Source organism: Streptomyces sp. NPDC048291, assembly GCF_043201715.1.
GTDB lineage: Bacteria > Actinomycetota > Actinomycetes > Streptomycetales > Streptomycetaceae > Streptomyces.
Window position 1 is genome coordinate 205,947 of record NZ_JBICZC010000015.1, and the last position, 25,849, is coordinate 231,795.

The window sequence follows — 25,849 nt, forward strand, 5'->3', positions numbered from 1 at the left end:
CGGGGGCACGGCGCTCAGGAAACGTGCGCGACCGTCATGGTGTCCCAGAGCGAGCACTGGTGTTCCGCGGAGACCTGGTCGTCGTCGATCAGGACGCTCCTGCCTCCCGCCCGCAGGGACAGCGTCAGACCCTTGCCGTTGTAGGCGGGCCAGGCGGACTGCCGGGCGACGTGCGGCCGGCCGGTCTTCGTGAAGGCGCCCCAGTACTGCGTCATCTCGCGGGCCAGCCGGCGCTCGTCGGCGTTGAACAGCGGAGCGATCGGCGTGCCGTTGTCGAAGCTGGGCCAGATGTAGGCGAGTTCCGCGGCGTGGCCGGCGCCCCAGACGTAACCGGTTATCTGCGTCAGGCCGGGCCCGGTCCGGTGGCCGAACTCGTACGAATACGTGGGGGTGTAGCGTTCGAAGGTCCGCACGAGCGAGCGTTGCCCGCACCCGCCGATCCCGCCGATCAGCCCCGAGTCGGTCATGATCGCGCCGACCAGGTACGCCGCCGTGTACGCGTCGGACGCCTCGGGCCAGGGATAGCGGGCGAGGACCTCGTCGGCGCGGTCCCCGGCGACGCCCTGGACGAAGGCGAGGTAGGCCTCCTTGCCCGCCCCTATGTAGCCCTGGGCGAAGGTACGGCCCTCGTCCCGGTTGGCGCCGACGACCAGGGGCACCCTGGCGAACCGCCCGCTGTCCACGGCCTCGCGTACGTTGACCGGGAACGTCGGCGTCCCGTCCGCGAAGGCGGCCGAGAAGGTCCGGCTCGCGTCGAGGAGCGAACCCGCCGAAGCCGACCGCAGACAGCCGAGGACGGCCGCCTGGTCGGTGCCGTCGCAGCCCGCCTGGTGGGCGAACGCCGTTCCCGCGGCCTCGGCCTCAGCCTGCGGCTCGCTGGGGCAGGAACCGCTCTGGATCACGGCGCGGGCGAACAGACCGCGCGAGCCGGGCGACACGAGATGCCCGCAGACGGACCAACCGCCCGCGGACTCCCCGTCGATGGTGACCGCGGCCGGGTTCCCGCCGAAGGCCGCGATGTTGTGCTGTACCCAGCGCAGCGCGGCCTGCTGGTCCATGAAGCCGTAGTTGCCGGACTCACCACCCTCCTCGGTGAGGGCGGGCAGTCCGAGGAAGCCGAAGACGCCTAGCCGGTAGTTGAGCGAGACGCCGACGACCCCCGTCTCCCGTACGAGCTTCGACTCGTCGTTCTGCGCGCCGCTGCCGTTGGTCAGGCCACCGCCGTGGATGAACACGTGCACCGGAAGACGGGCCCCGGCCCGCACTCCCGCCGGCCGCCACACGTTGATGTCGAGACAGTCCTCGGTCTCGCTGCGCGGGCCGTTGCCGCTGGGCAGCACGGGGCAGGGGTTGCCGAAGGCGGTGGCCTCCCGAACCCCGGTCCAGCGCGCCGCCGGCCGCGGCGGCTTCCAGCGCAGGGAACCGGCGGGGGACGCCGCGTAGGGGATGCCGACGAACCGCTCGACACCTCGGGAGACGGCGCCGCGCACGGCGCCCTTGTCGGTGGACACCACGGTCGGCGCACTCGCGGACGCCGCCGCGGACGCTGTGACGGACGCCGCCGCGGACGCCGTCACGGGCAGCAGCCCGACGGCGGCCATGGACAGGATCAGCGCGCCGCCCAGGGCAGCACGGATTCTGCTCGCAGTCATGGGGACCTCTCTGGCGGGACGCCGGCCGCGGCGGTGCGGCCGGCACGCGGGTTGGTGCGGGGGAGGAACCGGGCGGTCAGCGGGTGACGCCGACGCTGCCGTGCAGGGGGAGCGTCCGCGACGACGAGCCGACCCACACGTCCCGTTTCCCGGTGCCGAGCGCCCAGGCGTGGGACGACGTGTCCCAGTACTCCAGTTGCCGGGCGGCGACCCGGATGCGCACGGTCTTCGACCGACCCGCGCGCAGCCACACCTTCTGGTAGCCGCCGAGTGAGCGCACCGCCTGCGGTGCGGTGGTCCCCGGGCTCGCGCCGACGTAGACCTGGGCGACCTCGGCACCGGCCCGGGTGCCGGTGTTCTTCAGGGTGAACGAGACGGTCAGCGCGCCGTGACTCTGCCGTACCGCGAGGTCGCGGTAGGCGAAGGAGGTGTACGACAGCCCGTAGCCGAAGGGGAAGAGCGGGACGGCCTGCGCCTTGTCGTACCAGCGGTAGCCCACGTAGATGCCCTCGGAGTAGTTCTCCTGGTCGTCCACTCCCGGGTACCTGAGCGGGTCGCCGGCCACCGGTGTCGCGGACTCGCTCGCGGGGAACGTCTGGGTGAGCTTGCCCGAGGGGTTCACGTCGCCGAAGAGCAGCCCGGCGGTGGCCTCGGCCCCGTTCTCCCCGGGGTAGTACATGTCGAGCACCGCCTTGACCTTGGACAGCCACGGCATGGTGATCGACGACCCGGTGTTGAGTACGACGACCGTGTTCGGGTTGGCGTCGGCGACGGCGGAGATGAGCCCGTCCTGGTCGGCCGGCAGGGAGAGGTCCTTCCGGTCGTAGCCCTCGGTGCCGTCGTCGTAGGCGAAGACGACGGGGGTCTTCACCTGGCGGGCCAGGGCCACCGCCTGATCCCTTGCGGCCTGCGCGGCCTGCGGGGTGACCCAGCTCAGCCGGACCTTCGTCGGCCCGCCCTGGATCGCGAGGGCACCGGCCTCGAGGCTGTGCGTGCCCGCCGTGAGGTGCACCGTGGCACTGCTGGAGCCAAGGAAACCTGTGATGACGCTGTTCCCGTCGATCTTCAGCACGCCGTACGCGGCGGGAAGGTCGAAGACGAAGGAGTAGTCGCCGTCGGCCGGCACGGTGAGGGTGCCGCTGTAGTAGAAAGAGGCGTCCGGTGTGACCGGGATCGAGCCGTCCGCGTCGACCGGCAGGGCGGGGCTGAGGGCCGAGGCGGGGATGGGGACGCCGGTGTTGTCGCCGCCGGCCGCGTAGCGCACCGTGGCGTGCCGGCCGGCCCGCGCGGTGATGGTGTCCAGCGGCGAGGCCGCGGAGTCCGGTACGACGTTGGAGCTGCCGCCGCCGGTGACCTTCGGTGTCCTCGCGGTCGGGCCGATGAGTCCGATGCTGGTGTCCTTGCCGGTCAGCGGAAGCGCTCCGCCGGCGTTCTTCAGCAGGACCGCGCCGGATTCGGCCACCTTCTGCGCGACTTTCGCGCCGCCTTTCGGATCGCGTGCGGGCCGCCTGGTCGCCGCACCGTCGAGGAGACCGAATTTCACCATCTGCTGGAGAATGCGCGCGACCGAATCATTCAGGGCCGAGACCGGAATGGTGCCGTCGGTAATCGCGGTCTTCAGTTCCTCGCCCAGGAAGACACCGCTCGGCATCTCCTGGTCGAGGCCGTTCACGATGTCGGTCGTCGCGTGGGCCGCGCCCCAGTCCGACATGACCCAGCCCGTGAAGCCCCACTGCTCCTTGAGGATCGAGTCCAGCAGTTCGTCGCTGCCGCAACCGTGGCTGCCGTTCACCGAGTTGTACGAGCACATCACCGCCCCGGCGCCGGCCTCGACGGCGGCTTCGAAGGCGGGCAGCTCGACCTGACGCAGGGTCTGCTCGTCGACGTTGACGTTCACCCCCATGCGGTTGTCCTCCTGGTTGTTCTCCGCGTAGTGCTTGACGGTGGCGATCAGGCCCTGGCTCTGGACGCCCTCGACCTCACCGGCCACCATGCGGGAGCTGAGCAGCGGGTCCTCGCTGAAGGTCTCGAAGTTCCGCCCCGCGTAGGGGACTCGGATGGTGTTCGTCATGGGCGCGAGCAGGACGTCCTGGCCGAGCGCACGGCCGTCGCGTCCGACGGTCCGGCCGAACTCCCGGGCCAGTTGGTCGTCGAAGGACGAGGCCAGGGCGACCGGAGCCGGCATCGCGGTGGCGTGCTCGTTGACCCGGACGCCCGCCGGGCCGTCGGTGAGCCGCAGTTCGGGGATGCCGAGGCGGGGCACCCCCGGGATGTATCCGGCCTGCCCGAGCGCCTGCGGATCGGTACCGCCGTGCACGAAGGACAACTTCTCGTCCAGCGTCATCCGGGCGACGAGGGCGGCGACGCGGGCGGACACCCTGACGGTCACACCCGAGCTGTCCGCGCCCGAGGCGGTGGGAGCCACGAGCGCGCTCCCGGCCAGGAGCGCCGCGCCCACTCCCGCGATCAGTGCCGTACGGCGTAAACGGCCGCCGCGGCGTCGTACCGATCTCCGATCGAGCTCCATGCGGACTCCTCACCACTGAAGTGCTCGACGATTTATGTCTCCGCTGGACAGAATTCGAGTCAAAGCAGATGGCTCTATAAAAGATCGAACGTTCAAGGAGGTTAAATTCGCACATTCGATGCGTCAACCCTCTGGAATTCCGTTCCTGACCGACATAAATTGACGCCCCCATGAGGGAGGTGACACGTGTCGGCACGTGACGAGGTCCTGGCCCATGTCCGACGGCACGGGAGCGCGTCGCGCCCCGAACTGCAGACGGCGCTCGGGATCAGCCGTCCGGTCGTCGCGGCCGTCGTCCGCGACCTCCTCGCGGAGGAGCTGCTGACCGAGCACCGGGGGGAGAACACGGGCGGCCGCGGCCGCCCGGGCCGCCGCCTTCGGCCGCGCTATCCGGCAGGCGCGGTCGTCGGAGCGGACGTCAGCCACCGGCATCTCACCGTCGCCGCGGCCACCCTCGACCTGATCATCCGGGCCGAGCGGCGGGTGGCGATCGACGTGGACACCCGGCCGACCGCGGCCCTGGACATCACGGCCGACATGATCCGGCGCACGGTCGAGGAGGTCCGGCCCATGGTCGACGGGCCCGTGAACGCGTGTGTCGTCGGCATACCGGGGCCGCTGGACATGAGCAAACGGGCGATCGCCTCGCCCACCATCCTGTCCAGCTGGTCCGGCCTCGATCTGGCGGCCGAACTCGGCTCCCGGACGGGACTGACGGTCTCCCTCGACAACGACGCGAATCTCGGCGCCCTCGCCGAACACCGCCACGGTGCGGCCGACAACCGCGGCAACCTCATCTACGTCAAGGCGTCCGACGGCATCGGAGCGGGCCTCATCGTCCACGGGATCCCGGTCAGCGGCAGCTTCGGGGCCGCGGGCGAGATCGGGCACACCCAGGTGATCCCGGACGGCGACTGGTGCCGGTGCGGCAACCGCGGCTGCCTGGAGACCATCGTCTCGGTCCGGCAGGTGCTCCAGCAGGTCCGGCACTTCTACCCGGGCGACACCGAGCTGCGGTCCCGGCTGCCGGAGATCGCGCACCACCCGGTGGCCCGGAAGATCTTCGCCGAGTCCGGCCGCACCCTCGGCCGCGTCCTGGCCAACCTGTGCGCACTGCTCGACCCCGCTGCCGTCATCATCGGCGGCGAGATGAGCCAGGCGGGCGAGGCGTTCGTCGACGGCGTCCGCGACTCGATCGAACGGCTCGCCCAGCCGGGCTTCGACAGCCGCGTCCTGGTCGCCGCGTCCGCCCTCGGCACCCGCGCCGAACTGATCGGAAGCCTCACGCTCGCCCGGGACATCGCCCTGCGGGGCGGCATCCGGCAGACCGGGAGCTGACCGGCGACGGACGGGCCGTCGTACGGGCCCCGAGCGGGTCCTGCGACCATGGGACACCCGCCGCCCGCGGTCCTCGCCCGCGAGGTCAGGGGCTCTGCCCGCAGGCCGGATGGAGGCCCGCCGTACCATCGAAGGGCGATCGGCGGCTTTCGTGGCGCGGTCCCGCACCCGCGCAGTGCCCGTGCCATGCGAACAGCAACGCGGTCACCGACGGGGTCGGCCCGGGCCGGGAGCTGATACCAGGGACGGGCAAGGATGAGCGAGCAGAGCAACCCCACCGCCACGACGGGTATGACGGACACGACGGTCAAGGCGTTCGCACCGGACGGTCCCACACTGCGCCGCCGCCACCGGCGGGCGGTCGGGCAGTTCGCCCTGTGCGTGTGCGTGCTTGTCCCCTGGACCGTCTACCTGGCCGTTTCGCTGCCCGATCGCTTTGAGGCGCGCTACTGGCCGATGGTGTGGGTGGGCTTCGACGTCCTGCTGCTGGTGTCGCTGGTCGGTGCCGGGCTGGCGGTCTGGCTGAGACGGCAGGCGCTGATCCCGTTGTCCTTCGTGGCGGCCACGCTGCTGGTCTGCGACGCCTGGTTCGACGTTTCCCTGAGCTGGGGGCGGGACGACGTGTGGGGGAGCATAGCCTCGGCCGTACTGGTGGAACTGCCGCTCGCCGTCCTGCTCGTCATGCGGGCGCGCCGGGTGCTCAAGGTCTCGGCCCGGCTGGCCTGGGAGGGACTGGGCCTGGCAGGCGAACCTCCACCGCTGTACAAGATGCCGCTGTTCGTCACCCTGGCATCGTCGAACAGCGTCCATTTGGACTTCAAGCCGGCCAAGGACGCCTGACGGTCTCAGGACCGCCCTGGTGGTCGCGCCTCGGCAGGAGTCGGCAGCCGGGGAGGCGTCCGCCCGGCGCGCGCGGGTCGATCGCGGCGGCCTCTATGTGTCCCGGCCTCAATCAACTAACATAGTGAAATTAGGTAGATGAATGCGCTGATCGTTCTCAGGGGTGGCCGTGGACTTCGGACTGACCGACGAGCAGGATCTGTTGCGTGCGACGGCACGGAAGTTCGTCGCCGACGTGTGCCCCGCCGAGAAGGCCAAGGAGTGGGACGAGCAAGGCGTCGTACCGCCCGAGCTGTTCCGGGGCATGGCCGACCTGGGCTGGTTCTCGCTGCCCTTCGCCGAGGAGGAGGGCGGTGACGGCGGCGGGCCGCTGGAGCTCATCCTCATAGCCGAGGAACTCGGGCGGGCCAGTTTCGACGTGGCCATGTGCTACATCGGGGTGCTCATCCCCGGCATCACCGTGTTCCGGTGGGGGGACGAGGAACAGCGCCGCTTCATCCGCGAGCAGGTGATGACCGGCCGCCACCGGCTGGCCGTCGGCCTCAGCGAGCCGGACAGCGGGTCCGACGCGGCGGCGCTGCGCACCAGTGCCGAGGACCACGGCGACCACTTCCTGGTGCGCGGCCAGAAGGCCTGGTGCACCGGGGCCGGGCTGCCCCACACCACCATCGCGGCCTATGTCCGCACCGGGCCCCGCGAACCCAAGCACGGCGGGATCAGCCTGCTCCTCGTCGACCCGACCACGGAGGGCGTCGAGGTGCGCCGGACGCCGACCCTGGCCCGGCACATCCTGGGCACCAACGAGGTGTTCCTCAACGACGTCCGGGTGCCGAAGGGGAACCTCGTCGGCCCTCGTGACGAGGGCTGGAAGGTGATGCTCTCCAACATCGAACTGGAGAAGGTGATCATCAGCGGCGGGTATCTCGGCGCCGCCCAGGCCACCCTGGACGAGATGCTGGAGTACGCCCGCACCCGGCACGCCTTCGGACGCCCGATCGGCAACTTCCAGGTCCTCGCCCACGCCATGGCCGACCTGCAGACCGAGATCGACTCGGCCAGGCTGCTGGCCTACCGCGCGGCCTGGCTGCTCGCCCAGGGCAGGCCCTGCACCCGGGAGGGCTCGATGGCCAAGCTGAAGGGGTCGGAGACCTATGTGGCCGCCGCCCGGCTCGGCATGCAGGTGTGCGCGGGGCACGGCTTCTCCACGGAGAGCGTGATGAGCTTCCGCTACCGGGAGTCGATCGTCGCCACCATCTCCGGCGGCACCAGCCAGATCCAGCGCAACGGCATCGCCCGCAGCATGGGCCTGCGCGGCTACTGAGCCTCATCCTGCTCCGCGAGCCAGCGCTCGTGCCGTGCGAAATGGCCCTGGTCCCGGGTCACCCAGATCCCCGAGGCCCGGGCCAGCACCGCGCGCGTCGGAAGCAGGAGCATCTCGCCCTCGATGTACCAGCGGGACCCCTCCCGCCGCTCTACCCAGGCCCGCACGCGCAGCGGGTGGCCCACCGGCACCGGCTTGACGAAGCTCACGGTCAGCTCGGCCGTGACACTCAACACCCGGTGCAGCAGCGGAAGATGGCCGAGGCAGTCATCCAGCACGGCCGCCGTCCAGCCGCCGTGCGCGACATTGGGGCCACCCTCCTGGTCCGGCGGGCAGCTGAGGTCGAACCAGGCCACCCCGTCCTCGTCGAGCCGCTCCCGCTCGACCCCCAGGCGGCAGGAGCCGGCGCCCCGGCAGGCACCGCACAGGGCGACACCGCCCGGCGTGCGCGGCGGCTCCTGGAACCCCGAGGCCGCCGCCTCCGTGGCACCGGATCCTGTCGACATCGCGCAACTCCCCACATCAGAACGCCGGAACATTTCAGCACGTAGGAACGTCAGACATCGGCCAGCAACGGCCGTAGTGATCCCGCGATCAGCCGGACCTGGCGGGCCACCATCTCCTCCGGCATCCCGGCCAGGGACGCCCACAGGAAAACTCCCTCGGCCGGCAGGCCTTTCACATACGACCTGATGGCCTCGGCGACGGTCTCCGGCGTGCCGTAGAGGAACTGGCCGACGCCGGTCGCGGCGAGCCCCGTCTCCCGCCACCTTTCGGGGTCGATGGGGCGGGGCGCGGGCAGGTCGGTGCCCTCCACCATGTAGCGGCGGTAGCTGTCCCACTGGTACGAGAGGTGTCTGCGCACCGCGGGCCAGTCGGCCTCCGGGTCCTCGGTGACGAACGTGGTGAACGAGCCCTGCATCCGGGCCGCCTCCCCGTCGTACCCGCTCTCGGCCAGCCCCTCGCGGTAGGGCGCGAGGAGCGCCGGGTCGAGCGAGAGCAGCCCCGTGCCGAGACGCCCGGCCCGCCGGGCACCCTGTGGGCCCTGATAGCCGAGCCAGATCGGCAGCGGGTCCTGGAGCGGGGCGGGGGTGACCCGGCCCGAGGCCCACAACTCCCTGATGTCCCGCACTCGTTGATCTGTCGTGGTGTAGCGCTTGCCGAGGTCCGCGCCGTACAGCCGGTACTCCGGGACCCGGTAGCCGGTGCCGAGCCCGAGGTCCAGGCGGCCGTCGCTGAGGATGTCCACGAGGGCGGCCTGTTCGGCGATCTCGGGGGCCGCGTGCAGCGGCGCGGCCATGACGGCGGTGCCCAGGCGCAGCCGACGGGTGCGGGCTGCGGCAGCCGCGGCCATGGTGAGGGGCTGGGGGAGGTAGCCGTCCTCGAAGCCGTGGTGCTCGGAGAACCACACCGAGTCCAGGCCCAGCCGGTCCGCCTCCTCGCACATCTCCAGCGCGAAGCCGTACAGCCGGGACCAGTTCTGTTGCCAGGGCGGGGGGTTGCGCAGGTCGAAGTAGATGCCCACCTTCACCGGGAACCTCCAGGGGTGTCGTGTGCCAGGCGGACCGTCGCGTGGGTCACCGCGATCCCGGCGCCGGGCGGCAGCAGTCGTACCGGACGCAGGTCGAGGGCCGCTATCTCGGGCAGGTCCTCGACCATCGCCGACAGCCGCAGCACCGTCTCCTCCAGGGCGGCCAGATCCACGCCGGGTGTGCCCGCCCTGCCCTCCAGCAGCGGAGCCGCCCGCAGCGAGCGGACCATCTCCCGGGCGTCGCGGTCGCTGAGCGGGGTGACCCGGTGGGCGACGTCCGCCATCAGGTCGGCGTAGCCGCCGGTGAGGCCGAAGGAGATGACCGGGCCGAAGACCGGGTCGGAGCCGACGGACAGGAACGCGTCGGGACCCGGACCCGGGCCCGGGCCGGGGTCGTGGACGGGGATGCCGTAGGCGGCGAGCAGTTCGGCCGCTGTGTCGGTGCCTTCGCTGATTCCGGTGAGCAGTTCGGCGGCCGTGCCGTTGCCCTCGCTCGTTCCGGGGAGCAGGGAGCGTGCCCGGTCGACGTCGATCCCCGGCAGGTCGGGGACGACGCCCGCGGCGGTGGAGCGCCAGGCCTGGTAGGCCGCCGCATGCCCGAGCGAGGCGGCGGCCGCCTCCGGGAAGGTGTACGACGGTACGGCCAGCCCGTCCCGGCGCAGCGGGCCGGTGATGCCCGCGCTGCCCAGGAAGCTGGTCACCACCGGCTTCTCGGGTACCGCCGCGGCGGCGTCGAGGATGGCCGACGCCACCTCGTCGGGCTTGTCCGCGAGCGGCGGCATGAACAGGACGATCGCGGCGTCGATGCCGTCGTCGGCGAGGGCGGCGTCCAGGGCCTTCCGGTAGTGGGCGGCGGTCGCCGTCGGGGTGAGGTCGACGGGGTTGCCGATCTCGGCGCCGGGCGCGAGAACGCGGCCCAGCCGCTGCCGGGTCCGCTCGCCGAGCGGGGGCACGCGCAGGCCGTTCGCCGTGCAGGCGCCGACCGTCAGCGCCGCGGGGCCGCCCGCGTTGGTGATCACCGCGACGCGGTCGCCGGGCGGTGGAGGCTGGTGGGAGAGGAGCAGGGCCACGTCGAACAGTTCCTGCAGGCCGCGGGTGCGGATCACGCCGGACTGGGTGAACAGGGAACTCACCGCCGAGTCCGCCGGGCCGCCCGGGTGGACGGCGATGATCGGCTTGCGGGGCGCGATGCGGCGGGCGATGCGGGCGAAGCGGCGCGGATTCCCGAACGTCTCGACGTGCAGCAGGATCACGGAGGTGGCCGGGTCCTCCTCCCACCACCGGAGCAGGTCGTTGGTGGACACGTCCACGGCGTGGCCGACCGACACGAAGCCGGAGAAGCCGAGCCCGAGCCTGCGTGCATGGTCGAGGACGGCGAGCCCGAGCGGCCCCGACTGGCTGGACATGGCCACCCGGCCGGGCGCCGGCAGGGCGGGGGAGAAGGTCGCGGCGAGCCGTGCGGCCGGCGTCGTGTTGACCACGCCCATGCAGTTCGGGCCCACCAGCCGCATCCCGGACGCCCGCGCGAACCGCGCCAGTTCACGCTCCGCGGCCCGCCCTGCGGGACCGGTCTCGCCGAAACCGCTGGAGACGACGACCACCGCCTTGACCCCGGCCTCGGCGCAGTCCCGTACGACCTCGGGCACGGCCTCGGCCCGGACGGCGACCAGGGCCAGGTCCGGTGCCTCGGGCAGGTCGCGGACGTCCGCGTACGCCGGTGCCCCGGCGACCTGTCCGGCGTGCGGGTTGACCGGGAACACGCCGCCGGTGAAGCCGCCCCGCCGCAGGTTGGCCACGATCTCGTGGCCGATCGTCAGCGGCTCGCGGTTGGCGCCGATCACCGCGACCGACCGCGGTTCGAGCAGGGGCCGCAGGGAGCGCCGTACCGCGGTCTGCTCGCGGCGCTCGGCGCGGGCCAGGGCCTGGGCCTGCGGGTCGACGGCGATCTCGAAGTGGATGATCTGACCGGGCGGCCCGGCCTCGACCCGGAACCCGGAGCCGAGGAACACGTTGATCATCCGGGTGTTGTCCGCGAGGACATCGGCCTCCAGGACCCGGATGCCGCGGGCGCGGGCCGCCGCCGCGATGTGCTCCAGGAGCAGCCGGCCGAAGCCCTCGCTCTGGTGGTCGTCCCGGATGGTGAAGGTGACCTCGGCGTGCTCCGGTTCCCGAGGGTCGCGGACGTAGCGCACCAGCCCCGCGATGTCCTCCCCGGCCAGGGCGACCAGCGCCAGCTCGTCGAGGTAGTCCACGTGCGCGCCGCGCCGGATGACGTCGTCGCGCACCCGGACCACGGGCCCGAGGGAGCGGTAGGCGAGGGTCTGCCGGGACAGCCCGGCGACGAAGGCGACCAGCCGGTCGGCGTCCTCGGGCCGTACCGGCCGGACGAACGTCGACCGGCCCGTCCTCACCAGTCCCGGCCGCTCCAGGTCCTCGGGGTAAGGGGGAGCGGACTCCGGGGTGGTGCCGCTCAGACGGCCGCCTCCTGGGGAGTCTGCTCCGGCAGGCGGAACAGCTCGTTGAAGGTGCCGCGGGTGACCCGGTCGCGGATGTCGTCCGGCACCCCGGCGAACAGCTCGTGCAGCGTGGACTGGGTGTGGCCGTAGGTGCCCTCCAGGTGGGGGTAGTCGTCGCCCCACATCACGTTCCGGTAGCCGGTGGACTCGACGATCTCCACCGAGCTCTTGTCGTGCTGGAAGGAGGCGTACACCTGCTGCCTGATGATCTCGCTGGGCAGCCGGCTGAGCTTCGGACGGACGAACATGCCGTGCTGGCGGTAGGCCTCGTCCATGCGGTCGCCGATGGCCGGCACCCAGCCCGCGCCGCCTTCCGCGATGAGCATCCGCAGGTTCGGGTGCCGGTCCAGGGCGCCGCCCGCGACCATGTGGGAGATCACCCGCATGCCCGGATAGGTGGTCTCCATGTAGTTGACCACCGCGCCGCCCGGACCGCGGAAGACGACGGTCTCGGCGCCGGTGCCGATGTGGAAGCCGAGCACCAGACCGGCCCGCTCCACCGCCGTCCACAGCGGCTCCCAGCGGTCGAGCGCGTACTCCTCGCCGGGCCGGGTCGAGCAGGGCAGGAACACCGCCTGGAAGCCGAGTTCGGCCACCCGCTCGACCTCCTTGACCGCGTCCTCGATGTCGGCGGTCGAGACGCAGGCGGGGGTGATGACGCGCTTGTTCCTGCACAGGACCTCGTCGTAGGCCCAGTCGTTCCAGGCGCGCACGGTCTCCCGGGCGAGCTCGCGGTCGGTGATGGAGACCAGCCAGAACCCCATGGAGGGGAAGGCCAGCTGGCCCCACACGCCCTCCTGGTCGAGGTCCTTCAGCCGGACCTTGAGGTCCCAGGCGCCCGGCGGCCGCATGGCGTCCATGAAGTCGCCGAGCTGGCGGTCGACGCGCTGGTCGTCGATGTAGAGCACCTCGTACTTCTCGCCGCGCTCACTGCGCGGTGCCCGGGCGGCCAGCCGGGGCGGCAGCGCCTCGGTCCACAGGTCGGCGGGTTCCATCACATGGGAGTCCCCTGAGTTGACCCAGAGCTTGGTCATGGCGCTCCTTCGACTGAATGGATGCAATCAGTTAGCTATTTTAGGTGGGTGAGTGTGTGGAGGGAAGACGTGAACGGGGTCGAGATCCAGCTCGATCGCTTAATCAGTCGAATTGGTTGACTGATTGCGCTGATAGCTGGAAGATCTGGGCAGCTGAGCCGCGAGGAGGCGCCATGGCCGGTGATCGGGACACCGCTGACAGGTACTTCGAGCCGCTGGTGGAGACCATGCCGCGCGACCGCCTGGAGGCGCGGCAGGAGGAACAGGTCCTGGAGCTCGTCGAGTACGCCTACGGCCGATCCGCCTTCTACCGCGAACTGTGGGACGGACACGGGGTGCACCCCCGCGACATCCGCTGCCTGGAGGACTTCCGGGACCGGGTGCCGTTCATCACCAAGGACATGGTCCGCGCCCACCGGGCCCGCACCGGCGACCCCTTCGGTGGGTTGCTCTGCGTCCCCGTCGAGGAACTGACCTCCGTCTCCTCCAGCTCGGGCACCACCGGCGACCCGGAGTTCTTCGCCGAGATCTGGCAGGGCGCCCCGCCCCTGGTCACCGCACAGGTGCGGGACCTGTGGGAGCTCGGACTCCGGCCCGGGGACCGGGTGCTCAGCCCGCCCGGCACCTTCCGCAACCTGATGGACGCCGGCTACCAGGCACTGGGCGCCGTGGTCATCGAGGTCGACACCTGGATGGGGAAGATGCAGGAAGTCGTCGACGCCCTGCGCACCTACCGGCCCGCCTACCTCCAGATGATGTATCCGCAGATGGTGGAGTTGGAACGGCTGGCCGAGAGCACGGACCTGCGGGAGGCGTTCTCGTCCCTCAAGGGCGCCTCCTGCGCCGGCCAGCCGCTCAGCCGCAGGATGCGCGCCCGGATCCGCGACGACTGGGGCATCGACGTCTACGAGTACACCAGCGCCGCCGACACCGGCACGGCCTGGGAGTGCCGTGAGCACGACGGCTTCCATCTGTGGGAGGACACCGTCTTCCCCGAGTGCGTCGAGGTCACGGAGGACGGCTGGCACGACGCCGCCGAGGGCGACCTCGGCGAACTCGTCGCCACCGACCTCGACAACCGCGCCGCGCCCCTGATCCGCTACCGCAGCGAGGACCTGGTCCGCCTCGCCCGCGACACCTGCGGCTGCGGGCGCACGCACGCCCGGATGTGGGTGGCCGGCCGGCGCGGCGACGAGACCGTGGTGCGCGGCCGGGCGGTCGTGCTGCGGGACATCTGGCAGGCGGTGGAGGACCAGCCGGAGACGGTCGCCGGAGTGTTCCAGATCGTCCGGCAGGGCCGCGAGGTCGACGAGCTGCGGCTCCGGGTCGGCTACGACCCCCACCTCACCGGCGATCCCGACGCGCTGGCCGGGCGGCTGATCGAGGCCGTCCGGGAGCGGACCGGGGTCAAACCGGTGCTCGACCTGCGCACCGAAGAGGAGTTGCTCCAGACCATGACCAGCGTCGCCAAGTTCCCCCGGGTGGTGAAGAACTGATGGCCCGCGCCGACACCCTCGCCCACGCCCAAGAGCTGGAGCGGCCCGAACTCGCCTACCTCGTCCGCTTCCCCACCCCCGCCGGCGTCCGGGAGACCGGACTCACCTGGGCGGAACTCGCCCGGGACACGGCCTGGGCCACCGAGCGGCTGCGCGGGCACGGACTGGCGCCCGGGCAACGGGCCCTGCTGACCGCTTCGGGCTTCGAGGGCTTCTGGGGGCAGGCGGTGATCGGCGCCCTGTGCACCCTGCGGGTGACCTACGGCATCGCCGAGGCGATGGGCTGGGACCACCGCCGCACCACGGTCTTCCACCGTGAACTCCGCCCCGACGCGGTGATCGGCCTGTCCGCGGAGACGCTGGAAGGACTGTCCGGCACCGCCGACCTCGGCGAGATGTTCCGCCCGACGCGGATCGTGCTGGCCCGCCCAGCCGCCGTACCGGTACTGCGCCGCGCGGGGGTGCCCGCGTGCGTGCTGGCCGCCGTCGGACCGGCCCTCGCCCTGGAGTGCCCCGAGCGCGGCGGCGCGCACGTCAACGCCGCCGAGTGGCGTGTCGGCGAGCGGGACGGGGAACTGCACGTGGCCGCGGGGGAGTTGCGTACCTCGCCGCTGGCCGAGACCCCGCTCGGCATCCGGGGCCGGGTGGCAGGCGGCCGTTGCGCATGCGGCAGCGAGGACCCGAGGGTGCTGCTCGCCGAGGCCGATTCGTCTTCGTCACCGAGGAGTTGAGGATGTCCGAAGCAGTGGTCGACGGCCGGGTGGTGGTCGTCACCGGCGCAGGGAACGGCATCGGCCGGGCGCACGCCCTGGCCTTCGCCGCGCAGGGAGCCAAGGTCGTGGTCAACGACCTCGGCGGCGGACCGGACGGGGCGGGCTCCTCGGCGGGTCCCGCGCAGGCCGTGGTGGACGAGATCCTCGCCGCCGGCGGCGAGGCGGTCGCCAGTACGGACGACATCGCGTCCTGGGCGGGAGCCGGCCGCCTCGTCCGGCAGGCCGTCGACACCTACGGCGGCCTGGACGTGCTGGTCAACAACGCGGGGATCCTCCGCGACCGGATGATCGTGTCGATGACCGAACGGGACTGGGACAGCGTGATCGCCGTCCACCTCAAGGGCAGCTTCGCCACCCTGCACCACGCCGCCGCCCACTGGCGCGAGCGTGCCAAGGCCGGCCGGAGCAACGACGCCCGCGTGATCAACACGACGTCCCCCTCCGGCGTCTTCGGCAACCCCGGCCAGTCCAACTACGGCTCGGCCAAGGCGGGCATCGCCGGCCTGACCGTCATCGCGGCGGCCGAACTCGCCCGCTACGGCGTGACGGTGAACGCCATCGCGCCGACCGCGCTCACCCGGCTGACCGAGGACATCGAGATGATGCGGGAGGCCGCGACGAGCCAGGACCTCACCCCGGAGGCCATCTCCCCGCTGGTGGTGTGGCTCGGCTCCGCCGCCTCCCGTGAGGTGACCGGCCGCGTCTTCGGCGTCGTCGGCAACCGCGTCACGGTCCTGGAGGGCTGGGTCGGCGGGCCCACGGCGAGCGCCGAATCCCGCTGGACCCAGGACGAGTTGACCTCCGTCGTCCCCAACCTGGTGGCCAAGGCGGCCCCCAACGCGGACGCGCTCGGCAACCGGAAGGGCGCCTGACATGCCCGACATGACGGCCCGGCAGGTCCCGGTCGCCGAAAGCCTGTTCACGGCGGGCAACACGCCACGCCTGATCGGATCCGAGTGCTCCTCCTGCGGGCTGGTGAGCTTCCCCGCCACCCCGGACTGCGTGCGCTGCGCCGGCACCGACACGAGGGAACGGCTCCTCGCCGACCGCGGCACCCTGTGGACGTACACCACCCAGAACTTCCGGCCGCCGTCCCCGCCGTACGACGGACCCGAGGACTTCGAGCCGTACACCGTCGGATACGTCGAACTGCCCGGCGAACTGCTCGTCGAGGCCCGGCTCACCGAACCCGACCCGGCGCGGCTCAGGATCGGCCGGGCCATGCGGCTGACCCTCGTGCCGTACACCGTGCGCGAGGACGGCACCGAGGTCGTCACGTTCGCGTTCGCCCCGGACGAGGAGGAGTCGTCATGACCGAGGCCGTCGTCATCGGGGTGGGGCTCCACCCGTTCGGCAGGTTCCCCGGGAAGCCCGCCATGGACATGGGCGCGGACGCGGTCCGGCTCGCGCTCGCCGACGCGGGCGTGACCTGGCCGCAGATCCAGGGCGGCTACATCGGCAGCTACGAAGTGGCCAACCCCGATGCCATCGTGGCCCGCCTCGGCCTGACCGGGGTACCCCTGCGCGGGGTGTTCAACGGCTGCGCCACGGCCGGTACGGCGGTGGCACTGGCCGCGCGGGCCATCGAGACCGGCGAACACGACCTGACCATCGCCATCGGCATGGACAAGCACCCGCGCGGGGCATTCGCCGCCGACCCGTCCGTGGCCGGCATCCCCGCCTGGTACGGGCAGACAGGGCTCTTCCTCACCACCCACTTCTTCGGTATGAAGATCAACCGCTACATGCACGACCACGGCATCGGCGAGCGCACGCTCGCCCGGGTGGCCGCGAAGAACTTCCGCAACGCCGCCGGCAACGACAAGGCCTGGCGCCGCACCCCCCTCTCCGAGGAGGAGATCCTCGCCTCGCCGGTGCTCAACCACCCGCTCCGGCAGTACATGTACTGCGGCCCGGACGAGGGTGCGGCGGCCGTCGTGCTGTGCCGCGCCGACCAGGCCCACAAGTACACCTCGGCGCCGGTACGGATCCGCGCCACCGCCCTGCGCAGCCGCCGGCTCGGCGCCTTCGAGGTGCAGAGCCCGTCCTTCCCGGTCGGGGACATCGTCCAGAGCCCGACGGTGGACGCCTCCCGGGAGGCGTACGAACGCGCGGGCATCGGCCCGGAGGACGTCGACGTCGCCCAGCTCCAGGACACCGACGCCGGGTCGGAGATCATCCACATGGCCGAGAACGGGCTCTGCAAGGACGGCGAGCAGGAACGCCTGATCGCCGAGGGCGCCACCGAGATCGGCGGGCGGCTGCCGGTCAACACCGACGGCGGCCTGCTCGGCAACGGCGAACCCATCGGCGCGTCCGGACTGCGCCAGATCCACGAGATCGTCCGCCAACTGCGCGGCACCGCCGGATCCCGGCAGATCCCCGGCACCCCCCGAGTCGGCTACACCCACCTGTACGGCGCGCCGGGCGTGTCGGCGGTGACGATCCTGTCCACCTGACCGGAGCCCCCCATGGACCAAGAAATGCAGGACTTCGCCGCCGAGGTGCGTGGCTTCCTGGACGCGCACGCGACGAAGGCCCCCGACCGCACCGCCTTCACCTGGGGCGAGGGCGACGACTCGATGGCCTACTTCAGCAGCCTGCCGCCCGAGGAGGAGCGGGAGGAGGTGGACCGGGCCAGGGCCTGGCAGCGCGTCCGCCACGAGCACGGCCTCGGCTGGATCACCGGCCCGCCCGAGTACGGCGGCCGGGGCCTGACCCCCGTCCACGACCTGCTCTACGACACCATCGAGGCCGAGTACACCGTCCCCGACACCGGCGTGCTCAGTGTCATCGGCCTCGGCATGATCGGCCCGACGATCCTGGCCCACGCCCGGCCCCCCATCAAGGAACACTGGCTGCCCGCGATGTACCGGGGCGACGCCATCGCCTGCCAGCTGTTCAGCGAGCCCGGCGCGGGCTCCGACCTGGCGAGCATTGCCACCAGGGCGGTCCGCGAGGGCGACGAGTGGGTGCTCAACGGGCAGAAGGTGTGGACGTCCGTCGCCCAGCACAGCAGCATCGGTCTTGCCCTCACCCGGACCAACCCGGACGCCCCGAAACACAAGGGCATCACCGCTTTCCTGGTCCCGATGGACGCCCCGGGCGTCGAGGTCCGCCCCCTGCGCCAGATGACCGGCGGCGCCGACTTCAACGAGGTCTTCCTCACCGGCGTCCGCGTCCCCGACGACCACCGCCTCGGCGAGGTCGACGGCGGTTGGACCGTCGCCCTGACCACCCTCATGAACGAGCGCGCCACCGTCGGCAGTGAGGGCGCGGGCCCGGTCGCCGCCGCACTCTCCCCGGAGCGGCTCTCGGCGCTCATGCGGGCCACCTGGACCTGGGACGACCGCGCCCTGCGCGGCCGGCTCGCCGAACTCCTCGTGGACGCCATGGCCACCCAGCACCTCAACAACCGGGCCCTGCGCAGGCTCCGCGCCGGGGTGACACCCGGCCCCGAGATGTCCGTGTCCAAGCTGATGTACGGTCAGAACCTCACCCGGGCCGCCCACTTCGTCGCCGACGTGCTCGGACCGCGCGCGATCGCGGACACCGGCCAGTGGGGCACGTACTCCTGGACCGAACTGCTCCTCGCCACCCCGGCCCTCCGCATCCTCGGCGGCACCGAGGAGATCATGAAGAACATCCTCGCCGAACGCGTCCTCGGCCTGCCCAAGGAGGCGCGCGCATGACCGCCGACGACCGGGAACTCAGCGAACTGCGGTCCGCCGTACGGGAGTTCCTCGACGCCAAATCACCAGAGGACGCCGTACGCAAGCTCATGGAGAGCGAGCCGCGCTTCGACCCCGACGTGTGGGCCCAGGCCACCGACCAGCTGCGGCTGCCCGCGCTCGCCGTCCCCGAGGAGTACGGCGGCGACGGCTTCGGACCGGTCGAACTCGGCGTCGTCCTGGAGGAGATGGGCCGCGCCCTGTTCTGCGCGCCGTTCTTCGCCACCGTCGTGCTGGCCGCCCAGGCCCTGCTGGCCTCGGGCGACCAGGAGGCCTGCGCCCGCCACCTGCCCGGTATCGCCGGCGGGACCACGACGGCCACCCTCGCCGTCGCCGAGGACCACGGCTCCTGGGACCCCGTCCTCATCTCCACCCGCGCCGTACCGGACGGGGACGGCGGATGGCGGCTGACCGGCCGCAAGTGCTTCGTCGTCGACGGTACGACGGCGGACCTGCTCCTGGTCGTGGCCCGCACGGTCGCCGGACCCTCCCTCTTCGCCGTGGACCGCGCGGCCGTCGGCGTGATGGCCGCGCCGATGGAGACCCTGGACGCCACCCGGGCGATGGCCCGGCTGACCCTGGACGCCGTGCCCGCGACACTCGTCGGCGTGCAGGGAGCCGGCGGGCGCCTCATGGCCGATGTGCTCGACATTGCCACGGTCGCGCTCGCCGCCGAGCAGGCCGGTGGAGCGCGCCGGTGCCTGGAGACGAGCACGGAGTACGCCCGTACCCGGCAGCAGTTCGGCCGGCCGATCGGCTCCTTCCAGGCGGTCAAGCACAAGTGCGCCGACATGCTCGTCCAGGTGGAACTCGCGGAGGCGGCCGCACGGGAGGCCGCGCTGCTGGCCGCCGAGGGCGCCGCGGACTTCCCGGTGGCCGCGGCCGTCGCCCATGCCTGCTGCTCACGGGCGTACCTGAGCGTGGCCATGGAGAACATCCAGGTGCACGGCGGCATCGGCTTCACCTGGGAGCACCCCGCCCACCTGTACTTCCGGCGGGCCAAGTCCTCGCAACTGCTCTTCGGGGGACCGGCGGTGTACCACGAGCGGCTCCTTGACCGGCTGGGGATCTGAACCGGCAGGCCGTCAGCCCCAGTGCCAGGCCTGGTTGCCGTTGCCGGCGCAGCTCCAGGCCTGGACGCGCTGGCCGTCCTGGCCCGAGGTGTCGGCCTCCGCGTCCAGACAGAAGCCGTCCGGCACACTCACCAGGGCCTGGGCGCCGGGGACCCCGGAGCTGCCCAGGCTCCACCGCTGAACGGCGAGCCCGTCGCAGGCGGTGGCGTGGATGCCGTGGCCGTTCTGGCCGACACCGGCGGCATCCGCCTCCAGGCAGCGGTGTGTGCTCCGGTTGACGGCGACGTACTGCGCGTCCCGGCCCGGCAGCGGGTACAGCGCCCACTTCTGGTGGGGCGCGCCGGTGCACTCCCAGATCTGTACGGTCTGCTGCTTCAGGGTCGCCGTACCGGTGTCGGCGTCCAGGCAGCGCGCGGTCGCGACGCCGTTGACGGTCTCGGTCACCGTCAGCGTGCCGCTGCGCACGGCGCCGCGCGGCCTGCTGTACAGCATCTCCTCGGTCTCCGAGCCGACCCTGCCGTCGGCCGTGAGGCCGGCCGACGTCTGGAAGACCTTCAGGGCGGCGAGGGTACGGGCCTCGAAGTCGCCGTCGACCGGCACCAGGTAGCCGTATCCGCCGAGGAGGTACTGGAGGGCGGCGACGCAGTCCCCGTGCGCTCCTGGGGCTAGAGGTGTCCGGCAGGCGGCGGAGCGGATGTCGAGAGTCCTGGGGTCGTGCGTCCCGGCCGCGGCGGAGTCCGGGGCGGCGGTGGTTGCGGATACGGCGGCGGAGCGGGACGCCGTGGCCCGGGGCGTGGCGGAGACCGTACTCGGTTCGAGGCCGGAGTCGGCGCGCGGACTGGCCGACAACGTCGTCACGGACGGCGATGGCGGCGCGGCGGACGCCGGGGAGTCGCTGCCCCGGTCGAGCAGCGCCATGGTGAGGCCTCCGGTGACCAGCGCGGCCACGGCGGCGGCCAGCACGATGTCACGGCTCCGGCGGCTGCGGGGGAGTCCGGTGCCGGACGGGGCGGTGACGGGTTCCCCCGCAGCCGCCACGGCCGGGGAACCGGACGCGTCGGGCCCGGACGGCCGGGCGAAGGCGGCGGGCCGCCTGGTGGGTGCGCCCGGCAGGCCGGACGGAGCGGGCACGGCAGCTCCCCGCCCGCCGTCGTCCGGGGGCGCCGCCAACTGGTGCCCGATCGCCGTCCGGAACACCGCGTCCGGTGCCGGACGGGACTCGGGGTCCTTGTACAGGCACTGCCGCAGGTACGCGGCGAGTTCCGGATCGAGGTCCGCCACCTTGGCGAGCAGCTCCTCGCGCGGCGGGTCGAAGGCCACCCGGTGCAGCACGTCGACGCCGGTGCCCTCGCCGAACGGCGCCTCACCGGTGAGCGCGTACGTCAGCGTGGACGCCAGCGCGAAGACGTCGGACGCGGCGGTCACCTCGCGGCCCCGCACCTGCTCCGGGGACATGAAGGCGACCGTGCCCACGTGCTGTCCGGTCGTGGTGATGGAGGTGGCGTCGGCGGCGAGGGCGATGCCGAAGTCGATGACCCGGGCGCCGTCCGCGGCGAGGATCACGTTGGACGGCTTGAGGTCGCGGTGCACGATCCCCGCCCGCCAGATGGCTTCGACCGCCCGGCCCAGGTCCGCCATGAGCCGCCAGCCCGCGGCCGCGTCGAGCGGCCCGCGCCCGTCGACGGCCTCCTCCAGGGTGGGCCCCGGTATGTACTCGGTGGCCACCCACAGCAGGTTCTCCTCGTGCCCGCTCCCCATCAGCCGTACGGTGTGCGCTCCCCGGACCCGGCCCAGCGCGCCGACCTCCCGCTCGAAGCGCCTGCGGAACTTCGGGTCCTCCGCGTACTCGGGGCGGATCACCTTGACGGCGGCCGGGCCCGGCCCGCCCTGCGTGTCGCGGCCCAGGTAGACCCGGCCCATCCCGCCGCTGCCGAGGACCGACACGAGGGCGTAGGGCCCCACCCGGACGGGATCGCCCGTGCGGAGCGGGACCGGGGGCGGTGCTTCCAGGCCGAGGGCGGCGTAGGCGCGCGCGTGCGACCGGTCGAGATGTGGAGCAGACATGGGAAGGTTCAGTTCCGGATTTCCGCGTGACGGATGAGGCGTGCGCGACGAATGTCGGTGCCCCGGAGGTTATCGCAAACTCCTTGAAAAACAGGCGAGTTGGTGTTCGATTCAACCTCGTGTCGCGTCGACCTCGTGTCGCGTCAGCCGCGCGTCGCGTCGCCCAGCAGTGCCCGCGCGATGATCACCTGCTGGATCTGGCTGGTGCCCTCGTAGATCCGGAAGAGCCGGGCGTCCCGGTAGAAGCGCTCGACGGCGACCCCGCGCATGTAGCCCGCGCCGCCGTGGATCTGCACCGCGCGGTCGGCGACCCGCCACACCATCTCGCTGGCGAAGTACTTCGTGCAGGACGGGCCGATCTTGGTGTCCGTGCCGGCGTCGAAGCCGCGGGCGGCCTCCAGCACGGTGGCGCGACCGGCGAAGTAGTCGGTCATCGAGTCGGCGATCAGCCCCTGGACGAGCTGGAAGGAGCCGATCGGCTTCCCGGACTGTCTGCGGGTACGGGCGTACTCCACCGACTCGTCGACCAGCCGCCCGGCCATGCCGACACACAGGGCCGAGATGTGCACGCGTCCGTGCGCGATGCAGCCCATCGCCGTGCTGAAGCCCCGGTTCAGTCCGGCCTCGCCGCCGACGAGGGCCTCGGCCGGCACCCGGACGTCGTCGAAGTACACGTCGGCCGTCCAGGCGCCGAACTGGCCCATCTTGTGGTCCCGGGGCGCCACCGTCAGGCCCGGGGTGCCGGCCGGGACCAGGAAGGTGGAGATGCCCCGGGTGCGCGGAGCGTGCGGGTCGGTGCGGGCGAAGACCATGAAGACGTCGGCGAGCGGGGCGTTGGTGATGTACCGCTTGGCGCCGTTGATCACCCACGTGTCACCGTCCAGGTGCGCCCGGGTGGTCAGTGTCGACGGGTCCGATCCGGCGTCCGGCTCGGTGAGGGCGAAGGAGGCCAGCACCTCGCCGGAGGCGATCTTCGGCAGCCACTCGGCCTTCTGCTCCTCGGTGCCGCCGACCATCAGGACGTGTCCGGCGATGCCGTTGTTGGTGCCGAACATCGAGCGCAGCGACGGGGTGGTGTAGCCCAACTCGAACATCAGCTGGGCCTCCTCGTACATCGACAGCCCGAGACCGCCGTACTCCTCCGGCAGGGCGAAGCCGAAGAGCCCCATCTTCTTCGCCGACTCCCTTGTCTCCGCCGGCATCTCGTCCTTCTCGTCGATCTCCGCCTCCAGCGGCACGACGCGATCCCGGACGAACCGCCGGACCTCCGACAGCACCGCGGTGAAGTCCTCCGCGTCCATGTCGCCTCCCTCGCTCACTACTTGTCTGTGTCGTCCGGCATTTCGTGCGGCCTCGCGTCCGGCATTTCGTGCGGCTTCTCGTCGGGCCGGTAGCAGGACGCGAGCAGTGCCGCCGCGCTCACCAGGCCCAGCCCCGCGGCGAGCAACGCGGACCCGGAGCCGCGGCGTTGACGTCCCCTCAGGCCGTCCACCGAGTACCGGCCGTTGCCGAGAGCGGCCAGTGCCACGGCCGCGCCGCCCACCACGCCGACGTACTCCCAGCCACCCTTGAAGACGAAGAAGCCCTTGCCGCGGTGGTCGGTGCGGGCCGCCACGGTCATCAGGCCGACGGCCGCCGCGGCGGGCAGCGGGTTGGCCACGCCCAGCGTGATACCCACCCCCGCGGCCAGCTCCGTGCCCGCCGCCATCCGGGCGTGCACGGCGGCGGGCCGCAGCCCGAGGGCCTCGAACCAGCCCGTCGTCCCCTTCAGCCCGCCCGGCCCGGCGACCTTGTTCCAGCCGTGGGCGACGAGCATCGGGCCGAGGGTCGCGCGCAGGGCCAGGGCGGCGGCGTCCTGGGCCTTCACTGGCCGACTCCGGTGGCCCGGCCGGCGGGCACGGCGCCGTACAACTTCGGTACGGCGTCGATGAGTTCCTCAGGAGTGAGGGCCTCGCCTGAGCGGCTCGGGTACACGCCGGAGACCGTCCAGCCCTCCAGCCGGTTGAGCCGGTTGCCCTCGATGCGCAGCACCTGCCCGGTCAGCCAGGACGCGGCGTCGGAGGCCAGGTAGACGACGACACCGGAGGCGTTGGCCGGGTCGCGCGGGTCGAAGCCCTCGGTGGCCTGGAGGTTGGTGCCGACCTCCAGGCCTTCCGTCATCCGGGTGGCCGCGATGGGCGAGATGGCGTTCGCGGTGACGCCGTACCGGCGCATCTCCAGCGCGGTGAGGATGGTGAGCCCGGCGATGCCCGCCTTCGCGGCGCCGTAGTTGGACTGGCCCTGGTTGCCGAACAGGCCCGTGCCGGACGTGGTGTTGATGACGCGGCCGGTGACCGGTTCGCCCCGCTTGGCGGCCTCCCGCCAGTGCGCGCAGGCGTGCCGGGTGAGCGCGAACGTGCCCTTCAGGTGCACCGCGACGACCGCGTCGAACTCGGCCTCGCTCATCGAGAACAGCATGCGGTCGCGCACGATCCCGGCGTTGTTCACGACGACGTCCAGCCGCCCGAACTCGGCGACGGTGTCCGCCACCATGGCCTCGGTCGCCCCCCAGTCGGCGACCGAGGCATGGTTGGCGACGGCCCGGCCGCCGAGCTTGGTGATCTCGGCGACGACCTCGTCGGCGGGGGAGCCGCCGGTCCGCTCGCCGTGGATGCCGGAGCCGAGGTCGTTGACCACCACGGTGGCCCCGGCCTCGGCGAGCGCCAGACAGTGCGCCCGGCCAAGACCCCGGCCCCCGCCGGTCACGATGGCGACCTTGTCGTCCAGGATGCCCACGCCCTACCTCCCTGTTCGGCCCAGCTCGTCGAGTACTTCGTCGGTGTGCTCGCCCAGCGCCGGTGCGCCGGCGCGCGGCTTGTCGTCCACGCCCCAGAAGGCGACCGGCGTGGCCACGGTCCGCAGCGGCGGCGCGTCCCCCATGCCGGGCTGCTCCACGAACGCCCCCACGGCTTCGGCCTGCGGATCGGCCGCCACCTCGGCGAGGGTCTGCACGGGGGCCCACCACACCTCCCCGGCGTCGAACCGCTCCGCCCACTCCGCCAGCGACCGCTTCGCGAACTCCTCGTCGAAGACGGCGATCAGCTCACGTACATGGCCGCGCCGGGCCCTGCCGGTGGCGAACCGCTCGTCCTGGGCCAGGTCCTCCCGGCCGAGCGCCTTGACCACCCCGGGCCAGTGGCGGTTGCCTTCCAGGCCCACCAGCCAGAACCAGCGGTCGTCGGCGGTCCGGTAGCAGTTGTAGAGCGGGGACTCGTGCTCGGTGCGGGGCCGGGTCCGGCCGCGCTTGCCGAAGAAGTTCTGGAGCGCCAGGTCGTTGCCGTTGGCGTACGCCCCGGAGCGCAGCAGCGACACGTCCACCACGCCGCCCTCGCCGGTGCGCGCCCGGCGCAGCAACGCGGCCAGGACACCGGCCACCAGGTTGGCGGCGGCGGTCCGGTCGCCGAGACCGGGGCGGATGCCCGGCGGAGGCTCGCCGGCCGGGTTGAGCATGGCGGCGATGCCGGGTCTGGCCCAGAAGGCGGAGACGTCGTACCCGGCCCGGTCGCGCTCGGCGCCGGTCCAGCCGTACCCCGTCAGCGTGCCGACGACGAGCCGGGGGTGGCGCGCGCGGATCTCGTCGGGGCCGAGGCCGAGCCGCTCCAGGGCGCCCGGGCGAAGATTGGTGACGAACACGTCGGCGCGGGCGAGCAGTTGCTCAAGGGCGGCCTTGCCGTCCTCGGACCTGAGGTCGAGCACCACGCTGCGCTTGCCCCGGTTGTCCGTCTCGAACGGGGGCGCGCTGTCGATGTCCTGGCCTACATGGCGCAGCGTGTACCGGTTGGGGTCACCGGTCGGTGCCTCCACCTTGATCACGTCCGCGCCCCAGTCCGCCAGCATGGTGGCGGCGGCCGGAGCGGCCACCCACATGCCGAGCTCGACGACGGAAAAGCCCTCCAGTGGCCGCACGGCCCACC

Annotated in this window: 21 protein-coding genes; 10 read left to right on the top strand and 11 right to left on the bottom strand. The window is 72.3% G+C overall.

The window, feature by feature from the left end; translation table 11 throughout:
- Positions 1–14 precede the first annotated feature (14 nt).
- Together ACGF5O_RS37305 and ACGF5O_RS37310 are read right to left on the bottom strand one after the other, a co-directional pair.
- A complete protein-coding gene (locus ACGF5O_RS37305) occupies positions 15–1,652 on the bottom strand; it encodes a carboxylesterase/lipase family protein (protein ID WP_393814350.1) in 1,638 nt (545 codons plus the stop codon).
- A 76-nt stretch (positions 1,653–1,728) separates the two neighbouring features.
- Entirely contained in the window at positions 1,729–4,179 is a 2,451-nt protein-coding gene (locus ACGF5O_RS37310) for a glycoside hydrolase family 3 C-terminal domain-containing protein (protein ID WP_393814351.1), read from the bottom strand.
- A gap of 186 nt (positions 4,180–4,365) precedes the next feature.
- On the opposite strand from ACGF5O_RS37310, the gene ACGF5O_RS37315 reads away from it, so the two are divergent.
- From ACGF5O_RS37315 to ACGF5O_RS37325, 3 genes are all read left to right on the top strand, one after another.
- Positions 4,366–5,517 carry an ROK family protein gene (locus tag ACGF5O_RS37315; RefSeq protein ID WP_393814352.1) on the top strand — a complete coding sequence of 384 codons (1,152 nt, stop codon included), beginning with the start codon at positions 4,366–4,368 and terminating at the stop codon, positions 5,515–5,517.
- A gap of 255 nt (positions 5,518–5,772) precedes the next feature.
- Positions 5,773–6,357 (top strand): hypothetical protein, encoded by a 585-nt coding sequence (locus ACGF5O_RS37320; RefSeq protein ID WP_393814353.1) that lies wholly within the window; start codon positions 5,773–5,775, stop codon positions 6,355–6,357.
- 169 nt (positions 6,358–6,526) lie between these two features.
- A complete protein-coding gene (locus tag ACGF5O_RS37325) occupies positions 6,527–7,678 on the top strand; it encodes an acyl-CoA dehydrogenase family protein (protein ID WP_393814354.1) in 1,152 nt (383 codons plus the stop codon).
- Here ACGF5O_RS37325 and ACGF5O_RS37330 read toward each other — a convergent pair.
- From ACGF5O_RS37330 to ACGF5O_RS37345, 4 genes are read right to left on the bottom strand one after another with little or no spacing between them, the layout of a single operon-like run.
- Entirely contained in the window at positions 7,672–8,184 is a 513-nt protein-coding gene (locus ACGF5O_RS37330) for a PaaI family thioesterase (protein WP_393814355.1), read from the bottom strand. The genes ACGF5O_RS37325 and ACGF5O_RS37330 overlap by 7 nt on opposite strands.
- Before the next feature lie 50 nt (positions 8,185–8,234).
- Positions 8,235–9,209: an LLM class flavin-dependent oxidoreductase gene (locus ACGF5O_RS37335; protein WP_393814356.1), complete on the bottom strand. Its 975-nt coding sequence runs from the start codon at positions 9,207–9,209 to the stop codon at positions 8,235–8,237.
- Positions 9,206–11,620, bottom strand: coding sequence for a GNAT family N-acetyltransferase (locus ACGF5O_RS37340; RefSeq protein ID WP_393814357.1), 2,415 nt, complete (start codon positions 11,618–11,620; stop codon positions 9,206–9,208). The genes ACGF5O_RS37335 and ACGF5O_RS37340 overlap by 4 nt, the downstream gene beginning before the upstream one ends.
- A 59-nt stretch (positions 11,621–11,679) precedes the next feature.
- The gene (locus ACGF5O_RS37345; RefSeq protein ID WP_393814358.1) at positions 11,680–12,759 is read right to left on the bottom strand and encodes an amidohydrolase family protein; all 1,080 of its coding nucleotides are present in this window, start codon (positions 12,757–12,759) and stop codon (positions 11,680–11,682) included.
- 173 nt (positions 12,760–12,932) lie between these two features.
- Between ACGF5O_RS37345 and ACGF5O_RS37350 the strand changes: the two genes are divergently transcribed.
- The 7 genes from ACGF5O_RS37350 to ACGF5O_RS37380 are packed head-to-tail and all read left to right on the top strand — an operon-like array spanning position 12,933 to position 19,832.
- Positions 12,933–14,255: a phenylacetate--CoA ligase family protein gene (locus ACGF5O_RS37350; RefSeq protein WP_393664178.1), complete on the top strand. Its 1,323-nt coding sequence runs from the start codon at positions 12,933–12,935 to the stop codon at positions 14,253–14,255.
- Positions 14,255–14,986, top strand: coding sequence for a hypothetical protein (locus ACGF5O_RS37355; RefSeq protein WP_393814359.1), 732 nt, complete (start codon positions 14,255–14,257; stop codon positions 14,984–14,986). The genes ACGF5O_RS37350 and ACGF5O_RS37355 overlap by 1 nt, the downstream gene beginning before the upstream one ends.
- 2 nt (positions 14,987–14,988) lie before the next feature.
- Positions 14,989–15,900, top strand: a complete 912-nt coding sequence (locus ACGF5O_RS37360; protein WP_393814360.1) for an SDR family oxidoreductase — start codon at positions 14,989–14,991, stop codon at positions 15,898–15,900.
- 1 nt (position 15,901) lies between these two features.
- Positions 15,902–16,342, top strand: coding sequence for a Zn-ribbon domain-containing OB-fold protein (locus ACGF5O_RS37365; protein ID WP_393814361.1), 441 nt, complete (start codon positions 15,902–15,904; stop codon positions 16,340–16,342).
- Entirely contained in the window at positions 16,339–17,487 is a 1,149-nt protein-coding gene (locus tag ACGF5O_RS37370; protein ID WP_393814362.1) for a thiolase family protein, read from the top strand. The genes ACGF5O_RS37365 and ACGF5O_RS37370 overlap by 4 nt, the downstream gene beginning before the upstream one ends.
- A 12-nt stretch (positions 17,488–17,499) precedes the next feature.
- Positions 17,500–18,720, top strand: a complete 1,221-nt coding sequence (locus tag ACGF5O_RS37375) for an acyl-CoA dehydrogenase family protein (protein ID WP_393814363.1) — start codon at positions 17,500–17,502, stop codon at positions 18,718–18,720.
- Positions 18,717–19,832, top strand: coding sequence for an acyl-CoA dehydrogenase family protein (locus ACGF5O_RS37380; RefSeq protein ID WP_393814364.1), 1,116 nt, complete (start codon positions 18,717–18,719; stop codon positions 19,830–19,832). Before ACGF5O_RS37375 ends, ACGF5O_RS37380 begins: the two co-directional genes overlap by 4 nt.
- A gap of 12 nt (positions 19,833–19,844) precedes the next feature.
- Here the strand turns inward: ACGF5O_RS37380 and ACGF5O_RS37385 are convergent, their stop codons facing one another.
- From ACGF5O_RS37385 to ACGF5O_RS37405, 5 genes are all read right to left on the bottom strand, one after another.
- Positions 19,845–21,896 (bottom strand): protein kinase, encoded by a 2,052-nt coding sequence (locus tag ACGF5O_RS37385; protein ID WP_393814365.1) that lies wholly within the window; start codon positions 21,894–21,896, stop codon positions 19,845–19,847.
- A gap of 143 nt (positions 21,897–22,039) precedes the next feature.
- The gene (locus ACGF5O_RS37390; RefSeq protein ID WP_393814366.1) at positions 22,040–23,197 is read right to left on the bottom strand and encodes an acyl-CoA dehydrogenase family protein; all 1,158 of its coding nucleotides are present in this window, start codon (positions 23,195–23,197) and stop codon (positions 22,040–22,042) included.
- 17 nt (positions 23,198–23,214) lie between these two features.
- A complete protein-coding gene (locus ACGF5O_RS37395; protein ID WP_393814367.1) occupies positions 23,215–23,763 on the bottom strand; it encodes a DoxX family protein in 549 nt (182 codons plus the stop codon).
- Positions 23,760–24,671: an SDR family NAD(P)-dependent oxidoreductase gene (locus tag ACGF5O_RS37400; RefSeq protein WP_393814368.1), complete on the bottom strand. Its 912-nt coding sequence runs from the start codon at positions 24,669–24,671 to the stop codon at positions 23,760–23,762. The genes ACGF5O_RS37395 and ACGF5O_RS37400 overlap by 4 nt, the downstream gene beginning before the upstream one ends.
- A gap of 3 nt (positions 24,672–24,674) precedes the next feature.
- Entirely contained in the window at positions 24,675–25,841 is a 1,167-nt protein-coding gene (locus tag ACGF5O_RS37405) for a CaiB/BaiF CoA transferase family protein (RefSeq protein WP_393814369.1), read from the bottom strand.
- Positions 25,842–25,849 lie beyond the last annotated feature (8 nt).

Excerpts from the sequence above, each read along its gene's own strand:
- ACGF5O_RS37370 (WP_393814362.1), top strand. The coding sequence starts at position 16,339 with ATGACCGAGGCCGTCGTCATCGGGGTGGGGCTCCACCCGTTCGGCAGG.
- ACGF5O_RS37380 (WP_393814364.1), top strand. The coding sequence starts at position 18,717 with ATGACCGCCGACGACCGGGAACTCAGCGAACTGCGGTCCGCCGTACGG.
- ACGF5O_RS37365 (WP_393814361.1), top strand. The coding sequence starts at position 15,902 with ATGCCCGACATGACGGCCCGGCAGGTCCCGGTCGCCGAAAGCCTGTTC.
- ACGF5O_RS37360 (WP_393814360.1), top strand. The coding sequence starts at position 14,989 with ATGTCCGAAGCAGTGGTCGACGGCCGGGTGGTGGTCGTCACCGGCGCA.
- ACGF5O_RS37385 (WP_393814365.1), bottom strand. The coding sequence starts at position 21,896 with ATGTCTGCTCCACATCTCGACCGGTCGCACGCGCGCGCCTACGCCGCC.
- ACGF5O_RS37330 (WP_393814355.1), bottom strand. The coding sequence starts at position 8,184 with ATGTCGACAGGATCCGGTGCCACGGAGGCGGCGGCCTCGGGGTTCCAG.
- ACGF5O_RS37305 (WP_393814350.1), bottom strand. The coding sequence starts at position 1,652 with ATGACTGCGAGCAGAATCCGTGCTGCCCTGGGCGGCGCGCTGATCCTG.
- ACGF5O_RS37310 (WP_393814351.1), bottom strand. The coding sequence starts at position 4,179 with ATGGAGCTCGATCGGAGATCGGTACGACGCCGCGGCGGCCGTTTACGC.
- ACGF5O_RS37375 (WP_393814363.1), top strand. The coding sequence starts at position 17,500 with ATGGACCAAGAAATGCAGGACTTCGCCGCCGAGGTGCGTGGCTTCCTG.
- ACGF5O_RS37350 (WP_393664178.1), top strand. The coding sequence starts at position 12,933 with ATGGCCGGTGATCGGGACACCGCTGACAGGTACTTCGAGCCGCTGGTG.
- ACGF5O_RS37390 (WP_393814366.1), bottom strand. The coding sequence starts at position 23,197 with ATGGACGCGGAGGACTTCACCGCGGTGCTGTCGGAGGTCCGGCGGTTC.
- ACGF5O_RS37355 (WP_393814359.1), top strand. The coding sequence starts at position 14,255 with ATGGCCCGCGCCGACACCCTCGCCCACGCCCAAGAGCTGGAGCGGCCC.
- ACGF5O_RS37320 (WP_393814353.1), top strand. The coding sequence starts at position 5,773 with ATGAGCGAGCAGAGCAACCCCACCGCCACGACGGGTATGACGGACACG.
- ACGF5O_RS37345 (WP_393814358.1), bottom strand. The coding sequence starts at position 12,759 with ATGACCAAGCTCTGGGTCAACTCAGGGGACTCCCATGTGATGGAACCC.